This window comes from Streptomyces sp. NPDC001890 (assembly GCF_042891445.1).
GTDB lineage: Bacteria > Actinomycetota > Actinomycetes > Streptomycetales > Streptomycetaceae > Streptomyces.
The window spans coordinates 19,751-30,667 of the sequence record NZ_JBIATE010000013.1 but is presented as its reverse complement, the minus strand read 5'-3'; the positions used below and the strand labels follow the sequence as shown (position 1 = coordinate 30,667).

Here is a 10,917-nt window from a genome sequence, read left to right as displayed (position 1 = left end):
GCAGGGGCCTACACGTCTGAGGAGGAATTCCATGCGCATCGTGGTGGCTCTCGGTGGCAACGCACTGGCCCGGCGGGGGGAGCCCATGACGGCCGACCGGCTGCGGGCGAACGTCCGAACGTCCTGCGAGGCCCTGGCCGGCCTGGCCCGCGAGCACGAAGTCGTCATCACCCACGGCAACGGGCCGCAGGTGGGACTTCTCGCGTTGCAGAATCTCGCGTACCAGGACGTCGCGGCCTACCCCCTCGACATACTCGGCGCGGAGACGCAGGGGATGATCGGCTATGTCATCCAGCAGGAGCTGTCGAACGCCCTCGCCGGTGAACGCGAGGTCGCGGCGGTACTCACCACCACCGAGGTCGACGAGAACGACCCCGCGTTCGAGCACCCCACCAAGCTGATCGGACCCCAGTACTCGGCACAGGACGCGGCCGAGGCCGCGGCCGAGTACCGCTGGACCATCGCGCGCGACGGTGCCGCCTTCCGCCGGGTCGTGCCCTCCCCCTCGCCCGTACGCATCGTCCAGGCTCCGCTCGTGCGCACACTGCTGGAGAGTCGGCACCTCGTCGTCTGCGTCGGCGGTGGCGGCGTGCCCGTACGGACCGACAGCAAGGGGCGGCAGACCGGCCTGCAGGCAGTCGTCGACAAGGACCTCGCCTCGGCGGCCCTGGCCGCGGAGCTCAAGGCGGACATGCTGGTGATGCTGACGGACGGCGATTTCGTCAGCGAGAACTGGGGGACGGCCGAGCAGCGGGACATTCTCACGGCCTCACCGGAGGCGATCTCCCGGCTGGCCTTCGCCGAGGGGTCGATGAAGCCGAAAGTCGACGCCGCCGTACGGGTCGCCCAGGCCGGCGGGCGGGCCCTCATCGGCCCCCTCGAACGGCTCGACGACCTCCTCGACCGGAACATCGGCACGGAGATCCGCCCGGATGTCCCGGACGGCATCGTCTACGTCTGAGGGCGCCAGGTCCCTTCGTCCGGATCAGGCCGGGGCACACGAGCCCGGCCTGGTCCGGACGAAGGGACCTGGGGGCGGCTCGCCGCCGGCGGCGCCGCGCCGGCGGGGCCGCCGCGCTCAGTCCTTGGACCTGCGTCGCGCGGCAGCCGCGTTGCGGCCCGTCACCAGGTGCTTGCTGGCCAGCTGTTCGACGCTTGCGACGTCCCGCTCCGCGATCGCCTGGTACAGGCCCTCGTGCTCCTGCGCGACGCCCTGCAGGTCGTCGTGCTGCCCCAGCAGCCAGCGCATCCTGCTTCGCAGCGTGCTCTGGAGCTCGTTCAGGAGTTCGTTGTCGGCGAGCTCGGTCACCGTCTCGTGGAAGTCGGCGGCGGCACGGTGGGCCCGTACGGCGTCACCCTTCTCCGCCGCCTTCAGCTCGGCGTCGAGATCCGAACGGAGCTTCTCCAGTCCCGCGCGGGTGCGCCGCTGGGCGGCGAGCCGGAAGGTCAGCGTCTCAAGGGCCGCGCGGACCTCGTCCAGGTCCTCGACGTCCGCCGGTGTGAACTCCCGTACGACGGCCCAGGTTCTCGGCCTCGGCGTGACCAACCCCTCGGTGACCAGTGCCTTCAGGGCCTCTCGGATGGGCAGCCTGCTCACACCGAGCTCCGCGGCGAGCTCGCGCTCGACGAGTTTACTGCCCGGCTCACGCACACCGTCGATGATCTCGTCACGCAGCAGGCGCGTGACCCGCTCCGACTCGGGCTCGAACTCCCCAGACCCTGTCATGTCCTCAATTCTCTCATCACTCGAAGTCGTTGTTCGGTTCGCCGTCCGCGGGACGGGTTTCTCAGGCCGGTGCGTAGCCGCGTGCGCGGACCAGGTCGTGGGCGATCCGGGTGAAGGCGCGGGCGGCGGCGCTCTCGTAGGCGCTCTCCCGGTGCAGCAGGGTGGCGACCCGGGCGGGCATCGGAGGGTCGATGGGAATCGGCCTGAGGTGCGGGTGGTCGTCCGTGACCGCGTCGGGCAGCACGGTGGCCAGCCGGCCGGTGCGCCGGACGATCTCCGTCAGGGCCTGGATGGTGTTGGCCTCCACGGCGATCGGCGGGCTGACGCGATGCCGTGCGAAGTAGCCGTCGATGTGGATCCGGGTGGCGAAGTCGCTGCTGAGCAGCGCGAGTTGCTGGTCCACCAGGTCACGTACCGGCAGCGGCCGCTCACCTCGGTCCTGGGCGCGGTCCGTGGTGACGACGAGGCTGAGGGTCTCGGTGAACAGCGCGGCCGCGGTGATGCCGGGCAGATGGGTTCCGGCGAAGGCGATCCCGAGGTCGAGATCGTCGGCCAGCAGACTCGCCTCGATGCGGTCCTGAGTCATTTCGCGCAGGTCCAGCGTGATGCCGGGGTGGTGCGTGTGCAACGCCTCCACCAGTGGGCCGATCAGGTACGCGGTGAACGTCGGCGTCACCGCGAGGCGCAGATGCCCCCGGGAGAGGTCGGCGACATCGAGTACGGCACGGTCGGCGGCGGCCAGCTCGCGCAGCGCCCGCTGCGCGTAGTGCACATAGGCCTCGCCCGCGTCGGTGGGGCGGACGCTGCGGCCGCTGCGGTCGAGCAGCTGGACCCCGACGACGCGCTCCAGCTGCTTGATCTGCTGCGACAGCGTCGGCTGGGAGATGCGCAGTTCTTCGGCGGCGCGCGTGAAGTTGCCGTGCTCGGCCACCGCGATCAGATAGCGGAGGTGACGTAGTTCCGGACCCATTCTCCGAGTATAGAGAAGCCCAATCGATATCCCCACGAGGGCGTATCACCGCCTATGGCGCCCTGGTCGGCAGGTCCACCCGCCCACTCCCCTAAGCCATTGACATGACCTATGGAAATTATGGATAGCAAGACTTGGACACTATAGGTGGAGCTCATGCATGGTGGATCTCGTCAGCCCGTCGGGCCGACATTCACCGAAGGGAGTGACCGATGCACGACCTCACGGACGGCCTCGCACGTTTCCGCCGCGATGTCTTCCCGGCAAAGGCCGAGCTCTTCGCCGGCCTGGCCACCACTCACCGGCCGAAGACGCTGTTCATCGGCTGCTCCGACGCCCGAGTGGTCCCCGAACTGATCACGCAGAGCGACCCGGGCGAGCTGTTCGTCATCCGCACGGCCGGCAATCTGGTCCCGGCCCACTCCGCCGGCCCGGACGGCATCGCGGCCAGCATCGAGTACGCCGTCACCGTGCTGCACGTGACCGACATCGTCATCTGCGGCCACTCCTCCTGCGGCGCGATGACCGCCCTGGCGGAGGGGCACGACCTGAGCGCGGCACCGGTCGTCGCCGGCTGGCTGCGGCACGCGGACGCCGCGCGGGCCCGCGCCGCCGCCGCACCGGCCGAATCCGGACCGGCCAGGGTGGCCGCCCTGGTGCGGGCCAACGTGGCCGCACAACTGCAGAACCTCACCACGCACCCCTCCGTGGCCCGCGCCCTGACCGACCGCACGCTCACACTGCACGGCTGGGTCTTCGACATCGCCACCGGGACCGTCGATCCGGTCGACGCCGCCCTGGTAGCGGCCTGACCACCCCCACCCACACACAGAAACCCACCCGGCCATACCCGAGGCCGGTGCACCGAACCGAAAGGCCCCTCATGACGCACGCCCAGTTCGACCCCACCGCCCGCCAGCTGCTCGCCGCCGCCGCCGTCGAGGCCAAGGTCCGCAAGGACCTGTCGTGGCAGCAGATCGCGGACGCCGCCGAGCTGTCGGTCGCCTTCGTCACCGCCGCGGTCCTCGGCCAGCACGCCCTCCCGGCCGCCTCCGCCGAGGCCGTCGCCGAGCTCCTCGGCCTCGACGAGGACGCGGCCACACTGCTCCAGACCATCCCGACCCGCGGCTCGATCCCCGGCGGCATCCCCACCGACCCGACCATCTACCGCTTCTACGAGATGCTCCAGGTCTACGGCACCACCCTCAAGGCCCTGGTCCACGAGCAGTTCGGCGACGGAATCATCTCCGCGATCAACTTCAAGCTCGACGTCAAGAAGGTCGCCGACCCCGAGGGCGGCGAGCGCGCCGTCATCACCCTGGACGGCAAGTACCTCCCCACCAAGCCCTTCTGATGTCTCATCAGCTCACGATCGGGCGGCGCCGGCCCACACCGTGCGGCCGGGCCGGCCCCGCCCGCCGACCCCGGCACTCGCGCCGACACCTGCCGTCTCTCACCGGAGGCTCCACCATGGACTTCGCCCAGCGCACCATCGACATCGCCCGCAAGAACGTGGAGGAGGGCGGACGCCCCTTCGCCACTGTCATCGTCAAGGACGGCGAGATCCTCGCCGAGAGCCCCAACAAGGTGGCCCAGACCAACGACCCCACTGCCCACGCCGAGATCCTCGCCATCCGGGACGCCTGCCGGAAGCTCGGTACCGAGCACCTGGTCGGCACGACCATCTACGTGCTCGCCCACCCCTGCCCGATGTGCCTGGGATCGCTGTACTACTGCTCCCCCGACGAGGTCGTCTTCCTCACCACCCGCGACGCCTACGAGCCGCACTACGTGGACGACCGCAAGTACTTCGAGCTCGACACCTTCTACGGTGAATTCGCCAAGGACTACACCGAGCGGCGCCTCCCCATGCGCCACGAGCCGTCCGACGCCGCTGTCGATGTGTACCGGCTCTGGCAGGAGCACAACGGCGGCAGCCGCCGCGTCCCCGGTGCACCGACGGCCGCGTAACCCCTGATCAGCCTGCCAGGCCGACCGCCGCCCCCGGGCGCCGGTCGTACTGCTTCCGCGCCGTGTGTGGGAGTGTTTTCACCACTCCCACACACGGCGAATCACAACACAACACCATCCCGATAACCGAAGACTTGCCCCGATTCGCCCGGCCCGGCATGTCAGGCATACGTCACCACTGGAGCGCATTCGCCTAGGTCGCGGACGGTATGTCCGCTTGCCGAAGTCATTACCTCCAAACCCTTGACGGTGGAGTTGGCTAAAACTACGTTTTTGGCCAACGGAAGTTCACTTCCATTATGTGGAAACTTTGAAACATTCCCCCATCGCCACTCCCCGGAGCTCCATATGACTGCCGTGGATGACCGATCGTCCGTGGAAACCAACGGCACCGCCAGTTCTGGTCTGTACACGTACGATCTCGCCCCGACGAAGAAGGAAGGGCGCCGTTGGGGCGCCTACAACGTCTTCACCCTGTGGGCCAACGATGTACACAGCCTCGGCAACTACGCCTTCGCCATCGGGCTCTTCGCGCTCGGGCTGAACGTGTGGGGCATCCTGGCCGCCTTCGCGCTCGCTTCCGTGCTGCTCTTCCTCCTGCTGACGCTCTCGGGCTTCATGGGGCACAAGACGGGCGTCCCCTTCCCCGTCATGAGCCGCATCGCCTTCGGTATCAGGGGGGCGAAGATACCGGCCGTGGTGCGCGGTCTCGTCGCCATCGCCTGGTTCGGTATCCAGACCTACCTCGCGTCGTCCGTGCTGAGCACGCTCCTCGTGACGATGTTCCCGGGGCTCAAGTCCCTGGACACCAACTCCCTTCTCGGCCAGTCGACGCTCGGCTGGATCACCTTCCTGGCGTTGTGGGCCCTGCAGGTCCTCATCGTGAGTTACGGGATGCAGATGATCCGGCGGTACATGGCCTTCGCCGCGCCCACGACCCTGATCACCATGTGTGCCCTCGCGGCCTGGATGTTCTGGCGGGCGGACGGCTCGATCTCGATGTCCATCGACTCCCCGCTCAGCGGCGGCGAGATGTGGCTCCAGATCCTGCAGGGCGCCGCGCTGTGGGTGGTGATCTACGGAACGTTCGTGCTGAACTTCTGCGACTTCACCCGGTCCGCCCGCAGCCGTGGCTCCATCGTCCGCGGAAACGTGATCGGTATCCCGGTGAACATGCTGTTCTTCGCCGTGATCGTCGCGGTGCTCAGCGGGGCGCAGTTCAAGCTGGACGGGCACGTCATCACCAGCCCCACGGACATCGTGCGGACGATTCCGAACATGTTCCTGCTGGCCATCGCCTCGCTCGCACTCATCGCCCTGACCGTCGCGGTGAACCTGATGGCCAACTTCGTGGCACCCATCTACGCCCTGGTCAACCTCTTCCCGCAGCGGCTGAACTTCCGCCGGGCCGGCATGGTGAGCGCCGTCGTGGGCCTGGTGATCCTGCCCTGGAACCTCTACAACAGCCCGGTCGTGGTGAACTACTTCCTCGGCGGGCTCGGGGCCCTGCTCGGGCCGCTCTTCGGTGTGATCATGGCCGACTACTGGCTGCTGCGGAAGGCCCGGGTGAACGTGCCCGACCTCTACACCGACGGTGTGCAGGGCGACTACCACTACCGTCACGGTTTCAACCCCCGGGCCGTCTGGGCCTTCGTACCCAGCGCCGCGATCGCCGTCGTCGTCGCGCTGGTGCCGTTCTTCAGCGCCGTGGCCGGATTCTCCTGGTTCGTCGGCGCCATCCTTGCCGCCGTGCTGTACGCGGCCATCGCCGACCGCAGCGTGCAGACCCGCGACGTGGACGGCGAGTCCATCGCCGTCGCCGCCGAATGAACCATCCAGCAGAGAGCCGAACCATGCGCATCCTCGTCGTGAACGTCAACACCACGCAGTCCATCACCGACTCGATCGGTGAGCAGGCGGCCGGTGCGGCGTCACCCGGTACCGAGATCGTTCCGCTGACCCCTGCCTTCGGGGCGGAGTCGGTCGAGGGCAACTACGAGAGCTACCTCGCCGCCATCGCCGTGATGGAGGCCGTCCGCGCCTATCCGGAGCCGTTCGACGCCGTGATCCAGGCCGGGTACGGCGAACACGGCCGGGAGGGGCTGCAGGAGCTGCTCGACGTACCGGTCGTCGACATCACCGAGGCGGCTGCGAGCACCGCCCAGTTCCTGGGCCGCACCTACTCCGTGGTCACGAGCCTGGACCGTACGGTCCCGCTGATCGAGGAGCGCCTCCACGCCGCGGGCCTGAGCGCCCGGTGCGCCTCCGTGCGCGCCAGCGGAATGGCCGTGCTCGACCTGGAGCGGGACGAGAAGGCCGCCGTGGACGCCATCGTCGAGCAGGCCGCCCGTGCGGTGGAGGAGGACCGCGCCGAGGTGATCTGTCTGGGGTGCGGCGGCATGTCCGGTCTCACCGAGCGCGTCATCGAGCGCACCGGGGTTCCCGTCGTCGACGGGGTGACCGCCGCCGTGACGATCGCCGAGTCCCTCGTCCGCCTCGGCCTGCGCACCTCCAAGGTACGCACGTACGCGACGCCTCGCCCCAAGAAGATCCTCAACTGGCCGCCGCGGGTGTGACGGTGTGACGTCGCGGGTCACACCGGACCTGACCGGCGCGTAGTGGCCGCCGCTCCCCGGGCATCCGGCCGGGGAGCGGCGGTGGACGGAGAAACAACACAGGAGGAGGGGCATCCGTTGCCCGACGTACAGCTCGTACTGCGCTCCACGCGCGTCATCACTCCCGAGGGTGCCCGCCCCGCATCCGTGACCGTCGCCGACGGCCGGATCGTGAACGTGCTTCCGCACACCGTCGAGGTACCGGCCGGGGCGCGGCTGGAGGACGTCGGCGACGACGCCGTGCTGCCCGGCCTCGTCGATTCCCACGTCCATGTGAACGACCCCGGCCGCAGCGAGTGGGAGGGCTTCTGGACCGCCACCCGGGCGGCCGCCGCCGGTGGCATCACCACGCTCGTCGACATGCCGCTCAACTCGCTGCCGCCGACCACCACGGTCGAGAACCTGCGGGTCAAGCAGGAGGTCGCCCGCGCGAAGGCGCACATCGACACCGGGTTCTGGGGCGGCGCGATCCCGTCCAACCTCAAGGACCTGCGGCCGTTGCACGAGGCGGGGGTGTTCGGCTTCAAGTGTTTCCTCTCGCCCTCGGGGGTCGAGGAGTTCCCGGAGCTCGACCCGGCCCGGCTGGCCGCCGCGATCGCGGAGATCGCCTCCTTCGACGGGCTGCTCATCGTGCACGCGGAGGACCCGGGCCATCTGGCCGCCGCCCCGCAGAACAGCGGTCCCGCCTACGCGGGCTTCCTCGCCTCCCGCCCCCGCGCGGCGGAGAACGACGCCATCGCCCTGCTGATCCGGCTCGCCCGGGAGCACGACGCCCGGGTCCATGTGCTGCACCTCTCCTCCAGCGACGCGCTGCCGCTCATCGCCGCGGCCAGGCGCGAGGGGGTCCGCATCACCGCCGAGACCTGCCCGCACTTCCTCACCCTCACCGCGGAGGAGGTCCCGGACGGCGCGACCGAGTTCAAGTGCTGCCCGCCCATCCGCGAGCGCGAGAACCAGGACGCCCTGTGGCAGGGCCTGGCCGACGGCACCCTCGACTGCGTCGTCTCCGATCACTCGCCCTGCACCACCGACCTCAAGACCCCCGACTTCGGCACGGCCTGGGGCGGCATCTCCTCGCTCCAGCTCGGTCTGCCCGCCGTCTGGACCGCTGCCCGCGAGCGCGGTCACAGCCTGGAGGACGTCGTGCGCTGGATGTCGGCCGGCCCCGCCCGGCTGGCGGGACTGACGGGCAAGGGCGCCATCGCCCCCGGCCACGACGCCGACTTCGCGGTTCTCGCCCCCGAGGAGACGTTCACCGTCGACCCCGCCCGGCTGCACCACCGCAACCCGATCACCGCGTACGCCGGGAAGACACTGCACGGTGTCGTCCGCGGGACATGGCTGCGCGGTGAGCGGATCGCCGAGGACGGCGACATCACCGGGCGTTCCGGGCGGCTGATCGAGAGGCCCCGGGCCTGACGGGGGCGCCCTCCGGGGCGCCCGCACCTCTTGCGTACCTTCTGGAACCCGGTGGGCCGGCCCCGCCGGGTTTCAGGCCGTCTGCGGCAGCAGCCGCAGATCGGTGGTCACGGTGGTACCCGCGGCGCTCGTGCGGACGGCGGGAACGCCGCTGTACGCGGCGACGATGTCCAGCCCGCGACCGCATTCCGCATCGGCGGGGGCCGGACCGGGACGGTCGTGTCCCTCCGGCCGCCAGTGCCCCCGGTCCCGGACCTCGATCGTCAGCACGCCGTCACGGATGTGCAGGCAGAGGGTGACGTCGTCGCTGGCGGTGTGGACGACGACATTGGTGACGAGTTCGGCGACCACGACGGCCACGGCCTCGCGGACATCGCCGGAGAGTTCCCACCGGTCGGCGGCCGCCCCGGCGAAACGGCGCAGGAACGGTACGGACGACGGGACCGCCTCCCGTGTGCAGACGGCCCGGAACGGCGCCTCCTCGGTGGCCGGGCCGCGGCAGGGTGACGTGATGGTCATGGGGTACTCCGTCGGTGCTCGTGTGCCCGGCGGTGCGGGCCGGCGGCCGGTCGCCTGCGCCCTGCTCGGACGGGACCGGCATGTCTCCCACGATGCCTTGTCCACACCGATGGAGTCCAAGACTCACTTCCCATGGATGGCATTGTCGGCATCTATGGCTCTGCGGCTCGCGGGGCGGCCGGGGCCGGACGGGGCGGGCCGGGCCGGCGTGCGGGCGAGCACGGCCGTCACGACTGCGGCGAGCAGCAGAGCGGCCAGCGGGTACCGGACGGCGGCGGTGAAGCCGTGCAGTGTGGCCGCCCGCGCGCTGCCGTGGAACGCGGTCGCGGCGCTCGCCGCGACGGTGTTGAAGACCGCTGATCCGATGGAACCGCCCACCTGCTGGGCCGAGTTGACGGAGGCCGAGGCGATTCCGGCGTCCTGCGCGGGTACGTTGGAGGTCGCCCCGGTCATGATGGCGAGGAAGCTGGCGCCGTTTCCGACGCTGAAGGTGACCAGTGCGGGAAGGACATTCGCGGCGTAGCCGGAGTCCGGTGTCAGGAGGGCGAGCTGGAGCAGACCGCAGGCCGAGATGGACAGTCCCGCCGTCATCATCACTCGGGGACCGAGCCGGGGCAGCAGCCGGGTACCGATCTGGGTGGCCGTGGCGGTGGTGACGAGGCTGATCGGCAGGAAGCCGAGACCGCTGGCCAGTGCGGACCAGTCCAGGACGGTCTGCAGGTAGTAGGTGAGGAACAGGGAGACCGAGAGCTGTCCCGTCATGAGCGCTCCCCCGGCCACCAGCGAGGCCACCCGGCGGCCGTCGCGCATCAGCCGCGGCGGCAGCAGGGGCGCCTCGGCACGGGTCTGCCAGTACGCGAAGGCGATGAGCAGTGCGGCGCCGCCGGAGAGGGTACCCAGCACCGAGGGGGCCGACCAGCCGTGCGCCTCGGCCTGGCTGCAGCCGTACACCATGGCCGTCAGCCCGCCGCAGCCCAGCACGGCGCCGGCGACGTCGATGCGGCCGTGCCGACGCTGCGAGTGGTCCGGTGGCATCCAGGTGGTGCCGAGGAGCGCGGTGAGGGCGATCGGCACATTGACCAGCAGGCACCAGCGCCATCCGAACCACTGGGTGAGCGCCCCGCCCAGCACGACGCCCAGGGATGCTCCGGCTCCGCCGAGGGCGCCGAAGAGGGCGATCGCACGGCGTCGCTCGCGGGGGTCGGTGAAGGTGGTGGCGACGAGCGCGAGGGCGGAGGCGGCGAGCAGTGCGGCGAAGGCACCCTGGACGGCTCGGGCGGCGAAGAGGGCCTGTGCGGTGGGTGCCGCGCCCGCCGCGGCGGAGGCGACCGCGAACCCGAGCAGGCCGGCGGTGAACACCCGCTTGCGCCCCAGGTGGTCGGCGAGCCTCCCGGCGAGCAGCAGCAGCCCGCCGAAGGCGACGGTGTAGGCGGTGACCACCCAGGGGCGGTCTCCATCGCTCATGTCCAGTTCGCTCTGCAGCGACGGCAGGGCCACGTTCACGATCGTGCTGTCCAGCAGAATCATCAGCTGGGCCAGCCCCAGAACGCCCAGGGCCCACCAGCGCGTGGGGTGCGGGGGCGGGGACGGCGGGGAACTGTGGGGAGACACGGAACCAGGCATGGCTTTTTTGTATACCAAATGACGACCCTTGGGTAAAGAAATCCCTTGGCAGGAGCTCGAACCCGACCACGGAG

11 protein-coding genes are annotated in these 10,917 nt (G+C 70.1%); 7 read left to right on the top strand and 4 right to left on the bottom strand.

The window, feature by feature from the left end:
- Nucleotides 1–31: 31 nt before the first annotated feature.
- Nucleotides 32–961, top strand: coding sequence for a carbamate kinase (locus ACFYY1_RS26855; RefSeq protein ID WP_388590186.1), 930 nt, complete (start codon nt 32–34; stop codon nt 959–961).
- Between the two features lie 117 nt (nt 962–1,078).
- On the opposite strand, the gene ACFYY1_RS26850 is transcribed toward ACFYY1_RS26855, so the two are convergent.
- Both ACFYY1_RS26850 and cynR read right to left on the bottom strand, forming a co-directional pair.
- Nucleotides 1,079–1,726, bottom strand: coding sequence for a GntR family transcriptional regulator (locus ACFYY1_RS26850; protein ID WP_388590185.1), 648 nt, complete (start codon nt 1,724–1,726; stop codon nt 1,079–1,081).
- 61 nt (nt 1,727–1,787) lie between these two features.
- Nucleotides 1,788–2,696 (bottom strand): transcriptional regulator CynR, encoded by a 909-nt coding sequence (gene cynR / locus ACFYY1_RS26845; protein ID WP_388590183.1) that lies wholly within the window; start codon nt 2,694–2,696, stop codon nt 1,788–1,790.
- A gap of 212 nt (nt 2,697–2,908) precedes the next feature.
- Here cynR and ACFYY1_RS26840 point away from each other — a divergent pair, with 212 nt between their 5' ends.
- From ACFYY1_RS26840 to allB, 6 genes are all read left to right on the top strand, one after another.
- Nucleotides 2,909–3,508, top strand: coding sequence for a carbonic anhydrase (locus ACFYY1_RS26840; RefSeq protein WP_388590181.1), 600 nt, complete (start codon nt 2,909–2,911; stop codon nt 3,506–3,508).
- A 71-nt stretch (nt 3,509–3,579) separates the two neighbouring features.
- Nucleotides 3,580–4,050, top strand: coding sequence for a cyanase (gene cynS, locus ACFYY1_RS26835; protein WP_388590179.1), 471 nt, complete (start codon nt 3,580–3,582; stop codon nt 4,048–4,050).
- 116 nt (nt 4,051–4,166) lie between these two features.
- The gene (locus tag ACFYY1_RS26830; RefSeq protein ID WP_388590178.1) at nt 4,167–4,667 is read left to right on the top strand and encodes a nucleoside deaminase; all 501 of its coding nucleotides are present in this window, start codon (nt 4,167–4,169) and stop codon (nt 4,665–4,667) included.
- A gap of 348 nt (nt 4,668–5,015) precedes the next feature.
- Complete coding sequence (locus ACFYY1_RS26825) at nt 5,016–6,497, top strand: NCS1 family nucleobase:cation symporter-1 (protein WP_388590177.1); 1,482 nt, start codon at nt 5,016–5,018, stop codon at nt 6,495–6,497.
- A 23-nt stretch (nt 6,498–6,520) separates the two neighbouring features.
- Nucleotides 6,521–7,243, top strand: coding sequence for an aspartate/glutamate racemase family protein (locus tag ACFYY1_RS26820; RefSeq protein ID WP_388590176.1), 723 nt, complete (start codon nt 6,521–6,523; stop codon nt 7,241–7,243).
- A gap of 117 nt (nt 7,244–7,360) precedes the next feature.
- Nucleotides 7,361–8,701 (top strand): allantoinase AllB, encoded by a 1,341-nt coding sequence (allB, locus tag ACFYY1_RS26815; protein WP_388590175.1) that lies wholly within the window; start codon nt 7,361–7,363, stop codon nt 8,699–8,701.
- 72 nt (nt 8,702–8,773) lie between these two features.
- Here allB and ACFYY1_RS26810 read toward each other — a convergent pair whose 3' ends face one another.
- Both ACFYY1_RS26810 and ACFYY1_RS26805 read right to left on the bottom strand, forming a co-directional pair.
- A complete protein-coding gene (locus tag ACFYY1_RS26810; RefSeq protein ID WP_388590174.1) occupies nt 8,774–9,220 on the bottom strand; it encodes an ATP-binding protein in 447 nt (148 codons plus the stop codon).
- A 123-nt stretch (nt 9,221–9,343) separates the two neighbouring features.
- Nucleotides 9,344–10,843: an MFS transporter gene (locus ACFYY1_RS26805; RefSeq protein ID WP_388590173.1), complete on the bottom strand. Its 1,500-nt coding sequence runs from the start codon at nt 10,841–10,843 to the stop codon at nt 9,344–9,346.
- Nucleotides 10,844–10,917: the final 74 nt, after the last annotated feature.